Here is a 22,606-nt window from a genome sequence, read left to right as displayed (position 1 = left end):
TTATGCGTTCTTTTTACGAAATCCTGCACTTGTATGAATTATGACCCTGTCAAAGATCATAAACATAGATGGAAGCAGGAAGATAACGACTGCCATACTTATCAGAGCTCCTCTTGCCATCAGATTGCAGAGAGAGGAGATCATATCTATATCTGAATAGAGAGCTACTCCGAACGTAGCGCCGAAGAAGGTAAGAGCCGAGGCTATTATCGAGGTTATCGATCCGTGAAGCGCATCGGTTATAGCTGCCTTCTTTTCGAGCCCATTGTAACGGTTGGTCTTGTAGCGGTTTGTCATCAGTATAGCGTAGTCCACTGTCGATCCGAGCTGGATGGTGCCTATTACTATGCTTGCTATGAAAGGAAGCGTCGTGCCTGTATAATACGGTATTGCCATATTTATATAGATAGCGAACTCGATTACCGCAACCAGAATGAAAGGTATCGATATGGACTTGAACGAGATCAGTATGATAAAGAAGACTATTATTATAGATACTGCGTTCACGCGGTTGAAGTCGGAATTAGTGATCCTGACCAGATCCTTGGTACAAGGCGCCTCACCTATCAGCATGGCATCCTTGTCATATCTCTTTATTATCTTCTCTATCTGGGTACACTGCCTGTTGACCTTGCTTGTCGCTGTCGCGTACTCGGATGTAACTATCATCAGCTGCTTCTTGCCGTTGTCTATCTCTTCCCTTACAGTATCCGGTATCACATCGGACGGCACCATCGGTCCTGTAAGCGAATCCTTTGACACAGCCATCTTTATGCCCTTAAGCTTCTTGATATCGTTTATCATCTTGTCCGATTTCTCTGCGGGAAGGGAGGAGTCAGCAATGATTATGGATGTGGCGCCCATCTTGAACTCCTTATCCATTTTCTGGTTGGCCTGCTTGCTCCGCATGGAATCAGGAAGCTTTCCGGCCAGATCATAGTAGACCTTTGTATGGGCCTGTCCATAGAAGGCAGGTACCACAAGTGCCAGGAATATAACAAAGAATACATAGCAGTGTCTTACTACCCAGTCAGCTATCCTTCCGAGATCAGGCATAATGACCTTATGATTGGTCTTTTTAACGATAGGATCAAATACCAGTATAAGGGAAGGAAGGATGGTTACGCACGATACAAGTCCAAAAAGCACTCCCTTTGCCATAACGACTCCAAGGTCAAGTCCTATACGGAAGCTCATAAAGCAGAGAGCGATGAAGCCTGCTATAGTGGTCGTAGAGGATCCGGCTATCGAAAGGAAGGTCTTTGAAATGGCATGTGCCATGGCATTGTTTCTGTCATCCGGATAGGCCTTAAGCTGCTCCTCGTAGCTGTGCCAGAGGAAGATCGAGTAGTCCATGGTAACACCCAGCTGAAGCACCGCCGCCAGAGCCTGGGTCACATATGAGATCTGACCCTGGATGAAGTTGGTCCCCAGATTGTAGATTACTGCCATTCCTATAGAGATCAGGAAGAGTAAAGGCACAAAGGCCGAATCCAGAGTCACCATCAGAACAATGAGGCAGAGCACTACAGCTATGATCACATAGATAGGAACCTCTCTTTCGGAGAGATTTGCCGTATCATTTATCACAGAGGCCATTCCTGATACGAAGCACTGCTTTGAAAGTGTCCGATTCATGGTATTGAGCGCCTTCATGGTCCCGTCCTCTGCCATCCCCTGATCGAAGAGGATTATCATCAGATCGGATTTACTGTCTGCATTATGGATGAACTTATAGGCTTTCTCCGGGAGAGCCTCCTTCGGGATATTCATATCCATCACCGATCCGTACCAGAGGACCTTCTTTACATGAGGGATATCAGATATAGAGTCTGCTGTTTTCTTAAGACCCTTGTTGTCCATCCCCTCTACTACGACAAATGAGTAGGCTCCTGTACCGAAGTCCTTAAGGAGCATGTCCTCACCCTTCATTGTGTCGATGTCCTTTGGCAGATAGGAGAGAATATCGTAATTGACTCTGGTGTTCACATATCCTATTACTGTTGGTATCAGCAGAAGGACTGCGGCAATGAGTATCACGAATCTGCTCTTTACTACCGCCTTTCCAAATTTAAGCATCTGTTTTCTTCACTCCGTTTCTATTTTCTAAATTCTGTTACGTTTATAATTATATATGAAAAGGCCCAGGGTTGAATATTCAATCCCGGGTTTCGTGTATTTTTTTAGAATACATTTCGTCCTATTTGTAATATCAGAACTTACCAATGAACTGTCTGGTCCTCTCATTTGTCGATGAAAAGACCTTGTCAGGACTATCGTTTTCGACTATCGTGCCCTTTTCCATAAATATGATCCTGTCGGAGACCTCACGGGCAAACTTCATCTCGTGAGTAACTATTACCATAGTCATCTTATCCTCGGCAAGCGCCCTTATGACCTTCAGGATCTCCTGCGTAAGCTCAGGATCGAGAGCCGATGTAGGCTCATCGAAATACAGTATATCCGGCTTCATTGCCAGAGCCCTGGCTATAGCAACTCTCTGCTTCTGTCCGCCCGACAGCTCACAGGGATAGGCATCCCTTTTGTCAGATAGACCCACCTTTTCAAGGAGGGCCATTGCCTCTCTCTCTGCCTCTCCCCTGTCCCTGCCCTGGTTCCTTACCGGCGGATCAGTGATATTCCTAAGGACTGTAAAGTGTGGAAAAAGCTCAAAATTCTGGAAAACAAGACCGAAACAGCTCCTGGCCTTCTTTAAGATCTCCTTTGAGGCGTAAACGCTCCTGCCGTTTTTACTGTCGGCTATCCTCTCTCCGGCATAGGAGAGACTCCCGTCATCCATTGTCTCAAGGAGCGTGGCGCAACGGAGCAGCGTCGACTTTCCTGAGCCTGATGGTCCAATTATGCTTACGACCTCTCCCTTGTCGACATAGAGGCTTATATCCTTAAGCACCTCTGTGCCGTCAAAGCTTTTCTTCACATGATCTAACTCTACTATATGCATCTTTCACCTGCTTCAGATACTGTAATACGACATTTTCTTCTCGATCAGCTCCATCACGTAGGCCACAAGGAAGTTGAAAACGAAGTAAAAGAGTCCTGCTGCCATCAGCGGCCCTACATTATGGACTGCCGCCGAAAGCGCCTTTGCCTCTGTAAACATCTCTGCATATGCAATCGAAAAAGACAGGGATGTATCCTTTACAAGAGTGATCACCTCGTTTGTGACCGCCGGAAGTATCCTCTTAAAGACCTGTGGAAGGATTATGGCAAAGAAGGTTCTGGTCCTTGAATATCCGAGGACCTCTGCTGCCTCATACTGTCCCTTAGGTATGGAGCCGAAGCCTGAGCGGTAGATCTCTGCAAAATATGCTGCATAGTTTAGAGAAAAAGCTATTATCACTGCTATGCCCCTGTATGCCGGTGATGTCGAAAGCCCGAATATATAATAGGGTCCGAAATAGATGACTATAAGCTGCAGCATAAGCGGTGTCCCGCGCATTATGGCTATATAGATCCTTATGATCCATGACAGGACAGGGTTTCTTGACATACGCCCGAAGCAGACCAGAAAGCCAAGCGGCAGTGAAAAAAGAAGGGTCAGAGCAAAGATCTGAAGCGTTGTAAGCATTCCCCTTCCAAGCTCTAGTAATATCGTTGCTATATCCATTATCTGCTCTCACCAAGGATGCTTACATCCTCTCCGAACCATTTCTTAGAGATCTTGGCAAAGGTCCCGTCGCTATCCATATCCTTAAGGGCCTTGTTGACCTGATCCCTTAATGCTGTATTGCCCTTCTTGAAGCCTACCGCATACTGCTCGCTGCTTATCTGATCAGGCAGGATAGTATACTCGCTCTTCTTATCCTTTATCTGGTCTAAGGCTACGAACTTGTCCATGGCTACCGCATCTACTGCTCCTGACTCCAGATCCATCATCGCCGTATTGTAATCGGCTACTGAGATCATCTGTGAGAAGCTGTTCTTCAGGTCCTTATTGTCATCACTGTTTAGCGCGCTCTCTGCCGATGAATCCTTCTGGACGTCTACGGTCTTTCCCTTAAGATCCTTATCGCTCTTTATGCCGCTCCCGCTCTTTACCACAAAGACCTGGGCATTGTTCATATAGCAGTCTGACCAGGTATAGGCATCTTCACGGCCGTTTATAGTAAAGCCGTTCCAGATACAGTCAATATTTCCGCTTGAAAGCTCCATGTCCTTGGCATCCCAGTCTATCGGCTGAAGCGAAATCTCCTGTCCCAGCCTCTTTGCACACTCCTTAGCCAGCTCTATGTCGAATCCGGTGAACTCTCCGTCCTTTCCGACATATCCGAACGGCGGGAAATTCTGGTCGAAGCCTACTATAAATACCTTGTCGGTATTCTTCACCGCCTTTGTCTTCTTCGTTGTGACCTTTGATGTGGTCTTTGCTTTCTGACATGCTGCCAGTGATAGTGTGCTTGCTGCTACAAGCGTAAGTGCCAGTAATCTCTTAAAAAACTTCATCAAAACCTCCGGAAATCCGATTTCTATATTACTTTAATGCACTAATAAGGTATCATAACGTCAGAATAAATTCAAGAGGAATGTGATTTGCCGCTTACTTTCTCGAGGTCAAGCGGCTATTTCCTTTTATCATAATGGTCTTCATATCATAAGATATACACTTCTACAATCGCAAAAGTTTCTTAATAAATAAAAAATCCCCTCAAGCCCTGCAATATCAGGGCTTTGGGGGAACTTCATGGAACGAGCTCCGAATCCGACTCGAACGGACGACCCCTTCATTACGAGTGAAGTGCACTACCAACTGTGCTATCGGAGCAAGCGAATGATATTATACTTGATAATCCTTGTTTTTGCAAGCGCTTTTTTGTATAATTAGTATGTTTGCGACTGGAGATACTATGAAACAGGAAGCTAAGATAAACTATATGGCTCTCTGCGACGCAGAGATAAAGAAGCTTGAAAACGAGGAGCAGATTCCCTCTCTTGTCCTGCACAGCTGCTGCGCTCCGTGCAGCTCCTACTGCATAGAATATCTGTCCAGATATTTCAGGATTACTGTCTTTTACTATAATCCCAATATATATCCGGACAGCGAATACTATCACAGGGCAAAGGAACAGCAGGAATTCATAAGGGACTTCCCGACGGCAAACCCGGTGAACTTCATAGAGGGCACATACGATAAGGACCGCTTTTACCATGAGGCAAGAGGGCTTTATGACGAGCCCGAGCGGGGAAGGCGCTGTGAGAAATGCTTCAGGCTCCGTCTAGGCGCGACTGCCGATATGGCAAGGGAAAGAGGAGCCGATTATTTCGCTACTACACTTACCATATCTCCTATGAAGGACGCCGCTCTTTTGAACAGGATAGGCCAGGAGGAAGGAGAAAGAGCCGGGGTAAGGTGGCTCCCGTCGGATTTCAAGAAAAGGAACGGATATCTCCGCAGCACTGAGATCTCACGTGAATACGGTATGTACAGACAGGACTACTGCGGATGTGTATTCTCATATAATGAAAGGCATGGAAAAAAGACACAGGCCTTAAATAATTTGACACAGGAGGACAGATAAATGGCACAGCTCTGGGGCGGAAGGTTTACAAAGGAAACAGACAGACTAGTATACGAATTCAATGCATCGATTCGCTTCGACAAAAGGCTCTTCCACTGGGATGTGGAGGGATCGAGGGCCCATGTCAGGATGCTTGCAAAGCAGGGCATCATCACAAAGGAAGACAAGGCTGCTATTATGGGCGGACTTGACTCTATAGAGGCAGATGTGGACAATGGCAGGCTTCCTATAAGCGATGAATATGAGGATATACACAGCTTTGTCGAGGCCAACCTTATCAACCGTATAGGGGAGCCCGGGAAGAGACTCCATACCGGCCGCTCCAGAAATGACCAGGTGGCTCTGGACATGAGGCTCTATACCAGGCAGGTGATCTGCGATACAGACGGAGAGCTTAGGCATTTCCTCTGCACCATCCTTTCTATAATGGAGCAGAATGTAAATACTATCATGCCTGGCTTTACCCACCTGCAGAAGGCCCAGCCTGTGACCCTCTCCCACCATCTGGGTGCCTATTTCGAGATGTTCCGCAGGGACAGGGAAAGGCTGTCTGACATATTAAGGAGAATGAACTACTGCCCTCTGGGAAGCGGAGCCCTTGCCGGCACTACCTATCCGCTCGACCGGGATATGACCGCAAAGGCCTTAGGCTTCTACGGACCGACCCGCAATTCTATGGACGGAGTCTCTGACAGGGACTATCTGCTGGAGTTCCTCTCTGCACTTTCCATAATAATGATGCATCTGTCCAGATTCTCTGAGGAGATCATACTCTGGAACTCGAATGAATACAGATTCATAGAGATAGACGATGCCTACTCTACCGGAAGCTCCATCATGCCTCAGAAAAAGAATCCTGACATAGCCGAGCTAGTCCGCGGAAAGACCGGCAGGGTCTACGGGGCCCTGATGCAGCTTTTTACCACTATGAAGGGGATACCTCTTGCCTACAACAAGGACATGCAGGAGGACAAGGAATTCTCATTCGATGCCATGGACACCGTCGAGGGCTGCATACATCTGTTCGACGGTATGCTTGCTACTATAAGATTCAATAAGGATATAATGGAGCGTTCCGCAAGGCACGGCTTTACCAATGCGACTGACGCTGCCGACTATCTGGTCGGAAAGGGAGTCGCATTCAGGGACGCCCATACAATAGTCGGAAAGATAGTCCTTTACTGCATAGATAAGAAATGCGCTATCGACGACCTTTCACTTGACGAGCTTCGTGAGTTCTCAAAAGCCTTTGACCAGGACGTATACGAGGCCATATCCCTTGATACCTGTGTCGACAAGAGGCTTACCGCAGGAGCGCCTGGCAGATCGGCAATGGAAAAGGAGATAGCTCAGTGCCGCAGTTATCTGGACGGGTCAGATCCGCTTAGCGTGGACCTTTAATGATCATATACATGTTATTCTGCATAAAAGGAACCCTGCCATCCGGCAGGGTTCTTTTTTCATGTCTCTTAGCCAAGTGAGAGAAGTCCAGCTGTATTGATAGTTACCTTTGTCTTCTGTCCTGTCATGGTCTTATTCTTTGACTTCACCTTTACAGAAGGCTCGATCGCTATAGTCACTGTCCCCTTCTCCATAAGCTGGTCGAGAGCCGGGTTATCTTCGTTAAGCTTCAGTCCGTATATCTTGTTGCTGCTAAAGCTTGTAGTGACGTTATCTGACTTAGGCTCATACTCGGTTACATAAGAAGTTATATCGTAGTAGTAGCCTGTAATCCTATCACCCGTCTTCTCCTCAGACCTCGTAAATTTATTATTATCAATGCCTTCTATCTGCTTTGTGCTGTAGAGATAGAACTTAGGAGTGATGGTCTTTGTACCTGTGTTATCATCCCTTATAGTGAAGTAATACTTCTGATCTCTGAAGGAGTCCTTATCAGGTGTAAGTCCAGGCACTGCCGCATTATAGGTCGCGGGTTTGCCGATCAACAATGTGTTGATACCGGCGCAGATCTCTTGGACTGTAGTATCATTCTTAATACCATCTATCACATTACCACTGGAATCAAGCCAAGGACCATAGCTCTTATTTTCAATCCTGTTAATAGCCTCCGTTCCACGATTTCCTGCATCATTCGTCATAGAATAGGCAAGCCTTATAGCTGCTGCCTTGGCAGCGGTATTGATATCAGCCTCTGTCATTCCCAGATCCTTCATCGGGGATAATCCCTTGAAGTCCTCATCGGTATACTGGCTGGTATCATTTCCTGTGAAGTCCTCTATATAGTTTCTCAGCACATCTATAGCCGACATGGTCTTTCCGCCTGTCTGGACCAGATAGCTTGATACCTGCTTCCTGCTGGTCGCAGAGCCAGTAAAGTAGGCCTTAGGCTTGGAGGCCTGCTGTCTGTAGGCAGCTATCATAGTATTGATGAAGAGCTTGGCCTCTGCCTCGGTAGGGTTATCCTGATGTCCGGCACCTGTATAGAAGATATTGTCACAGCTGAAAAGATAGTAGTCGTTAGCCACATTCTGATCACGATAATATGAATTACCATTTTTAGATCTGGAAAGTGTATACCAGACAACAATATTGTCAGAGTTAAGGTTCAGCTGACTGTACTGACAGTGCGTATTAGATACCTTCAGCAGATCCTCGTTATTCAGATAATAAGGATAGGTAGTGATAGTTCCCTTATTTACCTGTTTTACATGATCAGTTTGCAGCTTACTAAAATCATCTTTTGTATAGTATCTAATATCTCCTTTGTTGAATTTCCATCTGTCCAGAAGTCCATCGGTATAGGCCTGTGTCTGAGGAACAGTTTTAACCTCTCCTGTTGGGTTTTCAACAGACTCTGGCTTATAGGCTATAGAATATCCAGCATTCTTAAGCATACTTATCTGTTCAGCCGTCAGCTGCTTAGTAGTTATTACCCTACTTGACCCATTCCCATAAGCCTGATTTTCTGTCATTCCTGCCTGAGGATTAAGATTGGCAAGGAAGCCGTCCTGTACAGGTTTGTCATCCTTGTCCGTCACATTCCATTTTCTAACACCTCCTGAACCCAGCTTCGTATCTGTGATTCCATATACATCCATCTTATCAAGAGACCGAAGAGTAGTATTGAAATCAAAGGCAGCCCAGGCATAGGCATTCTTATTTTCTGGATGAGCATTATGGTTTGGATTTGGGCTATCTTTAATGTACCATCCGAATACATCCGTATTATTCTTTGTCAGATAAGCATGGGATGAATTATCATGGGTGAAGAGGACAGACTTTCCTGAATCAGCAAAATCCTGGATCCTGTAGCATGAATTCCGGTCGAGAGACTGATACATATCCGAAAAACCGAGGATTATCATATCATAGGCATCGAGATTTATATCTCCTCCTGACTCAATGGTATATTCATCACCATCTCTTTCTATAGTCCTCTTTTCCCTTCCATTTGGATACTTCATATTATTGAAGTCTTTTGCACAGACAGTTACAATATTTATCTTGTACTTATCAGTAACCGTTTCGTTTCTAAGCCATTGATGATACTGAGAGATATATGTTTTTGCTATATTTTCCGACTTATTTGCTTCCTCAAGATTATAAACCCTCCTGTTATTCAGACGGGTATCAGAGTTTACCTGAAGCACATCTATTACCGGCTTTTTACCATTTGTCGCCGGCTTATAACAGATACGGCTGACAGAAGCATGAGGAAGATATTCTGATCCACCGCTGACATCCGGGTTCTGGGTCACGACAAGCCTCCAGTTCACTGCCCCGACCATCTGCTCAGGCAGGATCACTGACGCAGTATATGTAGGAGCGTCATCCTTAGTAAGACCACCCTTCATGCTCTCTCCATAGTTCTGATCACTGCTTCCATCATCACCGGCAACTGCCAGATCAGCCACCTTCTCCTCATCAGTATAGAGACCATTACCGTCACTATCGAAATAGAAAGATCCGGTATATGTAGTGGTGGATGGTGACGGGTCGGTAGCGTTTACGATCTTAAAGCTTACTGTAAGAGTATCGTCTGTAAGGATTCCTTTGCCATTCCCATCATAGGATTCCGGTGCTTTTACGATCTCTATCTCAGGAGACGAAATATTTACATATCTTGAAACAGTAACAGGTGTGACACTCTTGGACTGCCATACATTATCATAGCCTATTGCCTCAGTCAGGAAGCTATAAAGCTTCGAAAAATAATCAACACGTCTGGTACTTATCGAGGCAGCTTTGGTCTGTCCCAGATTCAACGTATAAGCAAACTTACTTCCCTTTGAAGGATACTTATCCGAAATAGTAGTGCTTGCAGTAACAGACGATGTCACCTTCCATTTATTGGAAGCAAACCTTATCTTATTACTTTTCTTATCCTTTGCAAAGGCCTGGATAACTGAGCCATTCTTCCAGCTGCTGATATCAGCTGTCGCGCCCTGCACCACTGTTGACGGATCATTTACATCCTGCCAGTAGTAGTCATAATTTTCCTGATTATTCCAGTTGATATAACTATTGACATAAGGTGGTGGTGCTATCTTATTATCCCATGACTGATAGATGAATGTCTGCTCAGTATAATCCTTAGAGCCATCATCCTTTATATAGTAGGACCCGCTTTTCGTATCAGTTGCCGTACAGGATGAATCAGTGATCTTCGTAACAATGATCCGGCTTACTACAGTCTTATCTGGCGTATAGGTCTTACCAGCCACGGTTACTCCTGTAATCTGGCAGTAATAGGCATAGCTGCTATATTTATTTACCTCATCACCCTTAAGTACATAGCTGTCTCCATTTGCAGAAGGAATATTCTCAAACTTACCCGGGGCAAAATTACCTCCATTATTTGCCCGGCAACGATACCACTGATAACTGTACTTCACCTCTTCCTTTCCGAAATTTTTTACAATAGGAGTGACTTTTAGTAAGGCCTGGCCAGTCGATGTGTCGAGACTGATATCAGAAAAGCCAACAGATATCTGACTCTTATCCTGCATCAGATCATCTGATATGATCACAGGATGTCCGGCCCTTACAAAGGCCTGAAGCTCCTTGAGCTTTCTTGGCGTGATATCATTTCCCGATCTGCGGTACTGGGCACTTCCGGTCCAATTATCATAGTCGGTCACGTTCATACCGATAGTCGCTGAAGCATCTCCATGATTACCATCCATATTCAGACGGTTATTCTGGTCTATATATGAATAGTCACCTATATTATAGTAATAAAGGCCTTTCATTGCCGTATCAGAATATTTAGGTTCACGAACAGTGCCTTTTCCTACATATACCAGATCATAGTTCTCGGATATGTCCTCTGTCTTTCCGACAAGCTTCCTTGTGGACATGGTTGTAACCGTAATGGCATCTGACTTGAAGGAGTCTCCAAACCAGTTCTTTCTCAGTTCCTCCTTAAGCTTTCCATCCTTAGTTATCTCAGATGTCTCCTCCGGCTCTATGTCAAGGATCCTGACCTTTGTCTTCTTATTCCTGACTGTAGATACATTATTGCTAATAATATATTGGATGCATGAGGCCATGGATACATCCTCAGATAAAAGGTCAGAGGTATTCCTGTTCTTCTGCTTACGAAGGAAGTTTTCCTCCTCTATATTCTGATAGACCTCATTGAAGGCCGATCCTGAGCTCTTATAGTCGCTATCTTCATACTTTTTGGTAAGATCAGATGTGACAAGCCCCTTTCTTTCGTCCTTGCCTGTCCTTACCAGATATATGCTCTTGTCGACATATCCGTTTGGATAGCTTCCGCTTATCTTATCTGATAAAACTCCGGCTGAAGTAAGGAAATTATTATCAGAAATAGCCCTGCCGTCTATCAGAAGAGCTCCCTTGCCCTTTGCATATGCAGCAAGGGTTGTCTTTGCATCAGAAGTAAGGCCGATATCCTTGCCTTCAGAGGATATGACCACAAGACCATATGAGCTGAGATCAGCCGGTACCGATGAAGGAGATACGACTGTCACATTTATCCTGCTGCTTATAGCATCTATATCAGAAGTTTCTGAGCAGTCGAGGATCTTCTTTGCGAACCAGTTGTTGTTTGTATATCCTCCCTTGTATCTGATCTGATCATAGATTATCTGGTATTTACCATTATCATCAGCAGATGCATTGGTAAGGTCATAGTTTCCGTTTCCTTTTCCCACATACTTAAATGATGAAAGATCCAGATCAAAATAACCTCTCTGTCCAGAACCTGCCTTGGTAAAGCCCTTTACAGTATCTATCTGGGCAGCATACCAGCCAGCCTTTTCAAGATCAGTTAGAGATCCATCCATATCGGATCCTGTCTTTACTTCTGTAATAGTCTTTATTGCAAAATACTGATTGCCGGCCTTGAACTCCCTGTCCTCAGAGGCAGCCTGATCAAAGACCTGCTTTCCATCATCAGAGAGACTGTAGAGAGGCAGATTTTTTTCAGCCGAGAAATGGAAATAGGAGCTATCATTTGTACTGTCTATCTTATTTACATCCTTTTTGCTGACAGAATCAAAAACAGGCTTATAAAAGACATAGCTGGTCTTTCTTGAGTCAAAATCAGAATCATTCGCGAACTGCGAGCTAAGAGAATCTAAAGGATTGGAGAAGCTTATGTTCTGAACATAGTCTCCCCCGCTCTTATTGAACTGAAATGAGGATGAATCTACAGAAAAGGCCCCTCCCTCAGTCTCCTTGGGAGTGCCGTTTGCTTTCATTGACTCGTCATGGCCCAGAGAAAGCGTAGAATAATCATCTGTAGGAAGGTCCTGCCATGGATAATACTCAGTATAGGCTTCCTTTGAATCCTTTGTCGATGAGGTAAGAGGAGTATCGTCGGTGGACGAGAGTATACCCTTGTCCTCAAGGCCATTCAGATAGTCATTAGCCCATTTTTTTCTATCATCGATACTGGTCTTTTCTTTTAGAGTATCCTCAAACTTAACAGGCTCCTGGCCAGCCACATAGTATCCGAACTCACCCTTTCCTGGCGCCACCTCAAGGATATTGTAGCTTCCTGATGGTCCGATGAGAGAGCTTATGATATTTTCTATACCAGGGAGGGAGGTCGCTGCCTTTGCCCTCATCATTCTAAGGTTTCTCCACTCTGCTGCTGTTGCTATCATGGAGGCTGCAAGTACCGCCGGCAGCACACGCTTTACGATTATCTGCTTTACTGACTTACCTTTCATTGACTTCCTCCAAATATGGGTCCTTTGCAAGTGTACTAAAATCTTTCGCCCAGACAGTACGTCCACGGAATGTAGTGTCTGTCACGTTCTTAAACTTCTTATCCCTCTTCTTAAGAGACAGTGTCATGGAAAACCTGTCTGCATAGTTTATCGGGCTGTCCTTCTGCACTGCTGATGGCTCCATTGATATCTCAAGACTGGCAGTAAATCCATTATCATCGAAATTCTCGCAGAGCTTCTCATAGCTTATAGATGTATCTAAAGAAGCAGTCGCTGCCGCGCCAAGCGTCATTGGGCTTGTCTGCCCGTAGTATAGAGTCTTTGTAGTGTTGTCATACTTATAGGCATGTATGATATAGAGATTGCCCTTTGGATCATAGGTCCCCGTGGTATTATGTAGCTGTGATGAAGCAGTCTGATACTTTCCTGTGTACTCGACAAAGTATACAGGAGAGCTTCCGTCAAAGCTCACCCCAGCTCCGCTATCCGTTCCGCCTACTACCGCAGCCGAGCTGTCTATGGAATTCTCTGACATCTGCTCGCTTACCTGCTTGGATGCCTGTGAGAGGCTTACGCTTCTCTGCAGATTGGAGTAGGTGTTGGCCGAGGTGATCATGAACTGACCGCAGATCAGGATGATAATGGTCATTATAGCCATTGAAACCACAAGCTCCAGCAGAGTGAAGCCTCCGTTGTCCTTTAATGATCTTCTTTTATTAGCTGCCATAGTCGCCTCCGTTTACTTCCTTACCATATCGACTCTTCCGGTAAGGCCTGAAATAGTAAGATCATAGGTCACTCCACCGCCCGTAATAGTGATGGTCCGGGTTTTTGAATCAGTAAGCGTCTTACTCGAATCATAGGAGCTTCCTGTATAGAAGAGCTTGGGAGCTCCGCTTCCCTTGTCAAAGGCGATGTAGAGACTATCACCTAAGAGATCAGTAGAACCGTTATTGAACTTCACATTTAACTTTCTCGTCGATACGGTCTCCGTGTCAAGCTTACTGCCATTTACATAGAAATCAGCAATCAGATCATCTCCTCTGCTTATTACCATATAGGTCCCGGTGTTTCCACGGGTAAGAGCATACTGCTTGCCGGTCAGAAGAGCATCCCTGGTATTTGCGGCGGCCTTCTTGGCGGCTGTTGCCTGAACCGGATTTATCGAAGCGATTATCACTCCAGTAAGGACTGCGATTATCGCAACGACGATCACTATCTCTATCAGTGTAAAGCCGCTGTCAGTCCTTTTTCCAGTTCTCATAGGTCACGTCCTCCCATTTATTTGTCTCAGATGAAGATGTGCTGCCATGGGCTCCTCTCCAGAGATCTGTTTCCTTAAGGGCCTTAACACCAAGATTCTGTATCTTCATTTGTTGAGTTACAGAAATATCAAGTGTTCCGGAGCAAAGTACAATTCCCTCAAAGTTACCACTGATCTTTACATTTCCGTCTACTACAAGTACATAGTAGCCATTGCTGTAACCGTGGTAATCCAGATCTCCACAATAAGCGCCTACAACAACATCATGCTGCCCAGTTGTATCATATACATGATTATTCAGCTTTACTGTCACAGGTTCATCTTTTTGATTCTTACACAGCTCGTGAAGCTTCTGTACATCTATAAAGGTATGGAATGGTGTCGAATTCCCGTCTGAATTCAGGTTCAGCGTATCTGAAAGCTTCCTGTAATTCTCATTATATGTCTTTGCCTCATCATCTGAGCTTGTGCCTCCACCGATCACATTATATTTCCCTTCCTTACCCTCAATGGTGGTCCCGGCCGAACGGACAGAGGCCCCTTTTGTATCAAAGCCTATCAGATCAGCATAGCCCGAGATATAGGAGCTTACCTCCTCCTTATTATTTTCAAAGTAATCCTTGAAATAAGCGTTGGCGTTCTGCTGGGCTGTCCTCTCTGTTGTATCCGTAAAGTTCAGGAAATAGTATCTAACGCACTGACTGTCATTGCCAGGGGTATTGTAGGTAAGAACCTTTATACCATCTCTACCAGTGATACCATAATATGACAGAGGCTCTGAAAGCTTATCTGTCTTTTTAGTAAACTTTGCCCAATCGATCGATTCAAGCGCCTTGTCCCGACTCACATCATTTGCCTCATCATCAGCAGTACTTATGATCCTCGGATTTGTAAACTGATCAGTACTTCCATCCTTTGTAGCAAAGAAGCTGTCAGGGACAAGATAGGCAAGCTGCTCGGACCTTGTCGTTATAGATGAGCCCATCCCCGAACTCTTGTCAGTAGCTGTCGATGACTCAGTCACAAAGCTCTTTCCGGCAATGGTAAGACTTGAAATATTGCTGATATCAAGGGTACCCTTCTTATTGAAGATTATGGAGCTTGAATCCATAGGGCTATCACTCTTTTTCCCATCAAAGTCAAGACCATTTCCGAAGCCGTAATAGTTTCCCTTTAATGTCGCAGTTCCACCTGTCCCGAAATCAAGGTCGTCTCTTATATAGATATGAGACCCATCATTTGATTCAAGTTTCGAGCCCTTATTCAAATTTATATTGTTTACCCAGAGGCTGGAACCCTCATTTAAAACTATATGACCTGCCGGATCATTAGAGGTGGCAAATGAGATATCTCCCGAGGTCCTCTTATCAGATAAGCCATATTTTTCAGCGACAAATGTATCGTCAGGATTCATTTTGCCAATCCTGGTGCGACCGACTATAAGTGTCTGATTCTTATTTACTGTCAGATTTCCTGCTCCAAATACTACCTTCCCTGCATATCCACTGCCTTCAAAGGTACTGTTGGCCGGATTACGACCGGTCTCTCCGTATCTGTAGAGACGAAGCCCCTGATCAGCAATAAAGTTATAATTCTTTAGTGCATCATTAAAACCTACATACCTAGAGCTTATAGATGCTGCCGGAACTGTCAGCCTGAAATCTGTAGTTATCTGCTCCTCGTATCCATTCCTCTTATAGACCAGACGGACTCCACGAAGAATTATGTCGTTGTTTTTGGTCACAAAGACGCTTCCAGTATCACTATTTTCTGCACCATCTACCATTGCAGAAAGCTTGTATTCCGATCCTCTGCTTATCCTGCCATTTAGGAAATCATCAAGAGCAGCTACGCTGTATTTTGTTGGATTAACTGCCCCTTTAAGCCCTGTAGCCGCTTCCGGAAAAAGGATCTTTCCGCTATCGCCCTTTGCCGATGTCACTATATCAGCAAGATAAGCGTTTGCAAAGGTCGCCTTATTGGTATCCTGATCCTTGCTGAAATTCTGCAGAAGGCCCTTGTATCCGGCTGCTATGGCATCGGAGTTTACCTCTGAGAGACCCTCACGTATAAGCTCCATACCTGTCTCTGCCGAGCTGAAGGTCTTCTCGCTCTTCCTCTGGCTGTATCTTAATATCACTGATGTATAGCTGGAATAAAGTATGGCAAGCCCCAGCAGCATGACCACAAACATCACAACAACGACAAGAACCAGAGAGTTCCCGCCGTTATTACCCTTAAGTATCCTTAGTATTCTCTTCTTTCCCTTTTCCCGTTTCATCTCGTTCATATAATAACCACCTGCTTATCCGCGCTTTATACCAGTAAGTGTATATCTGGGCTCTATATTTGAACCTGACGCAGTATAATAACCATTGCTAAAGCCATATGAGCCTCCAGCTGCAGCAAGCTGCAGGCTGTCATAGATACGGATAGTGACACTGTAGAGATGCTCCTCAGCCTTCTGGCTGATCAGATGCTTGAAGCTGTCATCATCCGACCCGTCCACATACCAGACGTCTACCACCGGATCCGTTGATGATGATGTCCCGCTTAGCCTTGAAAAAAAGCTCTGAAGCTTACTCTCATCTATATCATAGAACTTTCTGAAGTCATATCTGCCTGGAAGAGCCGTCTCAAGATCATCCTTAAGTCCCATATTGGTATGCACGAGAAGGTCAGGCTCAGTGGTACCATCATGATTCTCAAGAAGCCTTACCCTGCCTCCGTATGTACTTGTTTCATTACCATTCTGCTTTACTATATAGACGTCACCCTTGACCCCGTCAAGATTGTCTATTATCACATCCTCCTTGTAGGTCTTCTCCGTTGACTGATAGAAAGGCTGATAGCATACAAAGAAATTGATCGGGGCAGTGACCTGCTTCCCATCCTTCATATATTTGTACTTGATGCTGGAAAAGGAGTCGTCAAGAAAGCCGGCCTCCTCTCCTGTGGCAAGACTCGTTATAGCCCCGTCAACAGTCTTTTTGGTAGTCACGGAGATAGTCCTTGTCGTACTATCGTAGGTAGGATATGCGTAAAGGCGGATCATGTGCTTCTCGTGAATATAGGTGATATCATAGCAGTATGCCACAACCGGCTTCACATATGTCTCCTTATCACCATCAGGTCCCGAGACATCTGTAGTGAAATGGACATAGATTCTTCTCTTCTGCTTTATTATAGTATCCTTACTGGAAATAGTCGAAAAAGCAAGCTTATCAGGATCGATACTTGGATCAGTTGGCTGGACGAAGATATTGTCAAAGGACATAGGCTGGGTCCTGAGCTTCTCATTCATATCTGAAATGGATGTTCCTTTTACAAGGTCAGCAATATTTCCGGTTAACGCCGAATCATTTCCAAGTCCTGCCTGGATAGTGACAGTTGCCGAATACTTAGTAGTACCGTTCTGATAGATATTTGGTATAGCCAGATAAACTATGTCTCCGTGGTTGTCGTTTTTCTTTTTATTGCTGCCAGTCCAACCGGTATTTATCACAGAGTTTTCTATAGTTGTATCAGGAGCTGTACCAAAATAAGAAAGGAGCTTCTCATATCCCTTCCGTTTGTCATCATCTGATACAGCATTTGGATCTGTATTTTTCTTGTTCTCTCCTCTGGCCCATTTGAAGAAATAATCGCCGGGCTTGTCCTTTATCTTCTCGTATACTGTCTGTGCAGCCGCATTCTGGTCGGCTGTACGCTTGGACTTGGAAACCGACCCTGACGATACGACAAAGGCGGTCAGAAGCGGAGTAATGATGATGGCAAGGATAGCCACCGACACTATCAGCTCCAGCAGGGAGAATCCGGCATCGCCGGATACTCCTGCCTTATATGTTTGTCTGTCTCTCCTTGACATGATCCATTCCTCCTTGCCATAACCCCCGTGTATTACTGTGATGCTCTGGTGCCGAACGGGTTAGCGACTCCTGTATCAACCTCAGGTATATCATGCTCTGTCTCAGGCGCATCCTTGTAGGTCGTGTAATAGGAGTTGACAGATACAGAAACATCCAGATTTCTCTCCTCTGCATTATAGTCGGCTGTGATAGTATCAAAGCCCTTAAGAGTATCCTGGTCAAAGATGTAATCCATGCCATCCTTGAACTGGTCGTAGTCCATCTTGACCGATAAGGTCATAGGCTTCTTGTAGACTGTCATATCCACCTGTCTCGACGGATCATCTATAGTATCCTCTGTCACACTCTTGAACTGCTCTACTGTGACCGGATCAGAGAATGTCGCCTCTGTCACATCCACACCAAGGTCCTTTTCGAACCTCTTTGCGAATACCAGCTCATCCTCGGTAAGAACCTCTGTAGGAAGTGTAGGGAGGACTGCACTGATATTGGCCTTGGCTGCCTCTATACCGTCTATATACTCCTGCTTGTTGGCCTCGTATTCCCTCAGCTTGTCTAGCTCAGGCTGAAGCTGGGCTATCTGCTGGTCTGCCTCATCTTTCTTGTTGGTGAAATTCCTGTATACCAGAAGGTAGCATAACAGAAGAACCAGAATACCTGCTAATACTATAAGTATCTTTATATCTCTTTTAGAAAGTGTTGCCATCCTGTTTCTCCCCTTTCTTACTGATCAGAGCTTCCCGATGAGGAGCTGCTCGACTGTGAACTACTTGATGATGAAGAGCTGCTCGATGATGAGGAGCCTGTGTCTGTCGTAGTGTCTGTCTGGTTCTCGATTCCTGCCGCCTCGTTTCCTGCCATAGATCCGTCATTAGGGAATATACAGGTGATCTCGAAGCTAAGCATCTTGCCGCCTCCCTGACTCTCCTGCTCGGTGACAGAAGGAGTTGTCACGTCTGTGACCTTGATCGAATCAAAGTCCCTGAAGGTATGGATAACATTTGCCGCGCTGTCCATATCATTCTTGGTCTCACACGACAGAACCACATTGGTCTGGGTGCATGAAGCCGAGAGGAAGAGAAGGTCTGAAGGCATCCTTGACTCTACCTCCTCGAAGAACTTTCTCATATTGGCATTATTGCCGCCTGCGTCCTTCTTTATAACATCTATATCGTCAGAGTTCTTCGAATAAAGAACATATCTGTCATAAGTTTCTTTGGCTGGCTTCAATGCCTCCATCTCGGTCTTCATGGACTCGAGCTCTCTTTTGGAGCTGTTGTACTGGAGGACTGAGAAAAGTCCGAGGATTATGCCTACTGCCGCAAAGATGACCGCAACAGCTATAGCGGTAGCAAAGGAATCATCTGTGCCTGCCGCTCCCTTCTGGCCTCTGGCAAGAAGATAGGCATCAGGTATCAGATCCACAGGATCGATCACACAGCCTGCAACTCCTGAGTAGCATGCAATCTCAGCGCTTCCGTTTACTATAGGAGAAAACTCCTGGATGTTCTCCATGAAGGCTGTATCTATACCTGTGCTATCCTGTATCGCTTCACGAAGATAAGGCAGATGAGCACATGGCCCTAACAGCACGATACCGTTTACAGGCTTGTTCTTTGTCGTATGGACATAGTCACAGGCGCGGCCTATGGATGAGATAACTCTCTCTAGCAGCTGCTCAGCAGTATCTCTCTTAATCCGTCCAGCAGCCTCCGGTGAGGTCAGGGCCTTGTAGATCTCGAAGTATTCTCCCTCACCCTTTCTCTCCTGATCGAGGACAGGCTCTATTAGCTCATCACCTCCATAGGTGAAGGATCTCTGCATCACATAGCTTCCATCCGAGAGGAATGTACACTCTATCCTCTCAGGAGCTATATAAGCATAGCAGACGCTTCCGTTTATAGGAGAGCTCCTGAAGGTCTGTAGCAGGGCATTATCGGATGAGTCCATTATCTTTATATGGACGAGCATCTTCTGGGCCAGTCCCACGTAGGAATTCAGAAGGTCCTTAGGGGCTGCCTTGAGGATGACCCTGACCCCATCCTGCTGCTTTGGAGCTGACTTGTCTGCGGCTTCCTTGCCCTTATCCTTATCCTTTTCCTTTACTCTTACTATTGGAGCCACAGCTGGCTCATCGTCAAGGATGGAATATGTCAGCTTGTACTGCTTCATATCCACCGGGAAATAATCGTCGGAATTCGCTTCTATCATAGAAGCTATCTGCTTGTCACGAAGTCTCGGAAGAGTGATCTCCCTTGTAGCGATCTTCGAAGATGAAATACAGAAGTTTACATCGGATACGTTCTTAAGACCATGCGCCTCAAGCTGGGCCATGAGCCCCTTTGAGAAGCCATCTATATCTTCTATCTTTCCATCGCTTACGCTTCCAAGCGGAGTAGGAAACGCAAAGTGGTCTGTAATTGCGTTGTGTCTTCCCTTCTTTGCTGTCCGGCAGACAAGGGTGATCCTATCTCCCGGCTGGATATTGACTGTTAGTGCCATGTTTTCTCCTTCTATCTTTTATATTATCTTACCGCGCTCACATATGCGAATATCAGATCTGATCCAAACAGAGCGTTGACCCCGATGCCCAATGCCAGATAAGGGCCCATAGCCAGTACCTTTCCTGCTCCGCTTACCTTCATCCTGATCAGATGTATCACGCTGCCGACTATACAGCCGAGGAAAAGTGAAAGAATGGTAAGCTTCCATCCAAGAAAGAGGCCAGAGGCTGCCATAAGCTTCACATCTCCTCCTCCTATCCCTCTTCCCTTTGAAATAAGAAGGATAAGAAGCATGGCTCCGCTCACTGCGCAAAGTCCGATCAGATGGGTTATAAGTATATTGACCGGACCTATGCCCTCGCTGTCTATCAGAGAATCTATATAGCTCCTGAAGTGTCCGGTGTCATTTCTTCCCATAAAGAAGATGAACTTGAAGAGCGGACTTACCTCATCTCCTGCACACTGGTAAAGGAAGGAATGAATCATTCCCCGCTTAGTCACTGAGCATATAAGCTCTGAAACAACCTTTACCACTGCAAGTATCATTATAAAGACATTGATACCGAACGGTATCTCCATAGTACGGGCATCTATCGCCGCAAGCACTATAAGCGCTGATAAAAGTCCTGCACAGAGAATCCCCATCATCGATAAGCCGTATCTGTAAAAGCAAAGCCCCCAGAGGACTCCATTGGCCGCCTCTATAAGCGGATACTGTACGCTAAGCTTCTCTTTGCAGTATCTGCATCTGCCCCGCAGGAAGACAAATGAGAGGACTGGAAACATATCATACCAGGCCAGCTCATGTCCGCAGCTCATGCAGTGGGATCTCGATGAAACGAAATTCTCGCCTTTGGGTATCCTGTATATCAGTACATTCAGAAAGCTTCCAACGCAAAGTCCCAGAAGAACTGTCACTATATATCCTAATACTTGTTCCATTTCTATCAGTCTTCCTCCATCAGATATTGTCGAGGGCAGATACCATCGAGCCCATAGGAAGAACGATAGCGAATACTATTGAACCTACTATTCCTGCAAGGATAAGAATCATCACAGGCTCCATCAGAGCTATGAGCTGCTCCGTGGCCTCGCGGACCTCCTCGTCGTAGTAGTCTGCTACCTTGTCGAGCATTCCGTCGATATTACCTGTATCCTCTCCTATACCTACCATATGGTGCACCAGAGGCGGGAACACTCCATGCTCCTTCAGCGGTGTCGCAAGTGACGATCCGACTGAGACGGCCTCGCGGCACTTATTTACTGCATCCTCGAATACCAGATTCTTCATGGTCCCGGCTACAATATTGAGTGCATCTATCATCGGTATACCCGATGCCAGAAGAGTCGCCAGTGTACGGGTAAATGAGGCAGTATTCTGCTTTACTGCAAGTGACTTGCCCGGAAGCTTGAGCTTCAGCTGGTCGAGCCTGTAGGCTCCTTCCCTGGTCGTCCGGATAAGCTTTAAGCTTACGATAATGGCTGCTATCACTGTAAATATTATATACCAGTAGTTCCTGGCGAAATCTGAGGCGTTCAGCACAAAGGTCGTAATGGCAGGCATCTTTCCGCCTAGCTCTGAGAGCATCTCCTTGAACTGGGGTACAACCTTTACGAGTAATACTACTATTACTACAAAGGTGACTGACAGAAGCATGATCGGGTAGATCGACGCCTTCTTGATCAGGGCCTTTAGCGCATGCTCCTTCTCGAACTGCTTTCCCATTCGTTCGAATGACTGGGACAGGGCTCCTGATTCCTCACCGGACCTTACCAGGGTGACAAAGATCCTTGAGAAGCAGTCAGGATGATCAGCCATGGCGTCTGCAAGTGTCGAGCCCTTTTCTATCGATTTCTTACAGTCGAGTATGGCCTGAGTCAGTCTCTTGTTATTAGTCTGTTCTGAAAGCATCTCCAGAGCCGATATGACCGGAACTCCGGCGTCAACTATCGAAACGAACTGTCGGCAGAAGACTGACATATCTCTCGGCGACGGCTTGCCGCCGATATTTATATTTACATTTGAGTTCAGAGCATTGGCCTCCTCAAGGGAGATTATAGTATTCCCCTGTGCCTTAAGCTCTCCTATGGCCAGCTCCTTTGTTTCAGCATCCATGCTGCCCTTGAGCTGCCTTCCGTCCTTCCTGATTATAGTGTAATTATATGTACCCACACTATTCCTCTTTACTTTCTATAGCCTGTTTCCCTACTGCTTTCCGTCTCCGGGAAGCCTCCAACAATATTTTATAGAATTTTAACACAATCTAAA

Annotated in this window: 15 protein-coding genes and 1 tRNA gene; 2 read left to right on the top strand and 14 right to left on the bottom strand. The window is 45.6% G+C overall.

Annotated elements, in window-relative coordinates; all coding sequences use genetic code 11:
• The 5 genes from ACTNCK_RS01920 to ACTNCK_RS01900 form a co-directional block, all read right to left on the bottom strand.
• Complete coding sequence (locus ACTNCK_RS01920) at positions 1-2,079, bottom strand: efflux RND transporter permease subunit (RefSeq protein ID WP_441080652.1); 2,079 nt, start codon at positions 2,077-2,079, stop codon at positions 1-3.
• A gap of 133 nt (positions 2,080-2,212) precedes the next feature.
• The gene (locus ACTNCK_RS01915; RefSeq protein WP_441080651.1) at positions 2,213-2,962 is read right to left on the bottom strand and encodes an amino acid ABC transporter ATP-binding protein; all 750 of its coding nucleotides are present in this window, start codon (positions 2,960-2,962) and stop codon (positions 2,213-2,215) included.
• 12 nt (positions 2,963-2,974) lie between these two features.
• Positions 2,975-3,628 carry an amino acid ABC transporter permease gene (locus ACTNCK_RS01910; protein WP_441080650.1) on the bottom strand — a complete coding sequence of 218 codons (654 nt, stop codon included), beginning with the start codon at positions 3,626-3,628 and terminating at the stop codon, positions 2,975-2,977.
• Positions 3,628-4,464 carry an amino acid ABC transporter substrate-binding protein gene (locus ACTNCK_RS01905; protein WP_441080649.1) on the bottom strand — a complete coding sequence of 279 codons (837 nt, stop codon included), beginning with the start codon at positions 4,462-4,464 and terminating at the stop codon, positions 3,628-3,630. The genes ACTNCK_RS01910 and ACTNCK_RS01905 overlap by 1 nt, the downstream gene beginning before the upstream one ends.
• A gap of 246 nt (positions 4,465-4,710) precedes the next feature.
• Positions 4,711-4,783, bottom strand: a tRNA-Thr gene (locus ACTNCK_RS01900).
• An 82-nt stretch (positions 4,784-4,865) separates the two neighbouring features.
• On the opposite strand from ACTNCK_RS01900, the gene ACTNCK_RS01895 reads away from it, so the two are divergent.
• Both ACTNCK_RS01895 and argH read left to right on the top strand, forming a co-directional pair.
• Positions 4,866-5,537 (top strand): epoxyqueuosine reductase QueH, encoded by a 672-nt coding sequence (locus tag ACTNCK_RS01895; RefSeq protein WP_441080648.1) that lies wholly within the window; start codon positions 4,866-4,868, stop codon positions 5,535-5,537.
• Positions 5,538-6,938 (top strand): argininosuccinate lyase, encoded by a 1,401-nt coding sequence (gene argH / locus ACTNCK_RS01890; protein WP_441080647.1) that lies wholly within the window; start codon positions 5,538-5,540, stop codon positions 6,936-6,938.
• A gap of 68 nt (positions 6,939-7,006) precedes the next feature.
• Here argH and ACTNCK_RS01885 read toward each other — a convergent pair whose 3' ends face one another.
• From ACTNCK_RS01885 to ACTNCK_RS01845, 9 genes are read right to left on the bottom strand one after another with little or no spacing between them, the layout of a single operon-like run.
• The gene (locus tag ACTNCK_RS01885) at positions 7,007-12,700 is read right to left on the bottom strand and encodes a DUF5057 domain-containing protein (protein ID WP_441080645.1); all 5,694 of its coding nucleotides are present in this window, start codon (positions 12,698-12,700) and stop codon (positions 7,007-7,009) included.
• Positions 12,690-13,427, bottom strand: coding sequence for a PulJ/GspJ family protein (locus ACTNCK_RS01880; protein ID WP_441080643.1), 738 nt, complete (start codon positions 13,425-13,427; stop codon positions 12,690-12,692). Before ACTNCK_RS01880 ends, ACTNCK_RS01885 begins: the two co-directional genes overlap by 11 nt.
• Positions 13,428-13,439: 12 nt before the next feature.
• Positions 13,440-13,964 (bottom strand): prepilin-type N-terminal cleavage/methylation domain-containing protein, encoded by a 525-nt coding sequence (locus ACTNCK_RS01875; protein ID WP_441080641.1) that lies wholly within the window; start codon positions 13,962-13,964, stop codon positions 13,440-13,442.
• Entirely contained in the window at positions 13,942-16,254 is a 2,313-nt protein-coding gene (locus tag ACTNCK_RS01870; protein ID WP_441080639.1) for a hypothetical protein, read from the bottom strand. Before ACTNCK_RS01870 ends, ACTNCK_RS01875 begins: the two co-directional genes overlap by 23 nt.
• A 15-nt stretch (positions 16,255-16,269) precedes the next feature.
• Positions 16,270-17,832 (bottom strand): prepilin-type N-terminal cleavage/methylation domain-containing protein, encoded by a 1,563-nt coding sequence (locus ACTNCK_RS01865; protein ID WP_441080637.1) that lies wholly within the window; start codon positions 17,830-17,832, stop codon positions 16,270-16,272.
• A 32-nt stretch (positions 17,833-17,864) separates the two neighbouring features.
• Entirely contained in the window at positions 17,865-18,539 is a 675-nt protein-coding gene (locus tag ACTNCK_RS01860) for a hypothetical protein (RefSeq protein WP_441080635.1), read from the bottom strand.
• A gap of 17 nt (positions 18,540-18,556) precedes the next feature.
• Entirely contained in the window at positions 18,557-20,335 is a 1,779-nt protein-coding gene (gene pilM / locus ACTNCK_RS01855; RefSeq protein ID WP_441080634.1) for a pilus assembly protein PilM, read from the bottom strand.
• 23 nt (positions 20,336-20,358) lie between these two features.
• Entirely contained in the window at positions 20,359-21,279 is a 921-nt protein-coding gene (locus ACTNCK_RS01850; RefSeq protein ID WP_441080633.1) for a prepilin peptidase, read from the bottom strand.
• A 19-nt stretch (positions 21,280-21,298) separates the two neighbouring features.
• Positions 21,299-22,510: a type II secretion system F family protein gene (locus tag ACTNCK_RS01845; protein ID WP_441080631.1), complete on the bottom strand. Its 1,212-nt coding sequence runs from the start codon at positions 22,508-22,510 to the stop codon at positions 21,299-21,301.
• Positions 22,511-22,606: the final 96 nt, after the last annotated feature.

Origin of the sequence: Candidatus Weimeria sp. HCP3S3_B5 (assembly GCF_052064335.1) — a bacterium.
Taxonomy (GTDB): domain Bacteria; phylum Bacillota; class Clostridia; order Lachnospirales; family Lachnospiraceae; genus Weimeria.
This window is presented reverse-complemented; position numbering and strand designations above follow the sequence as displayed.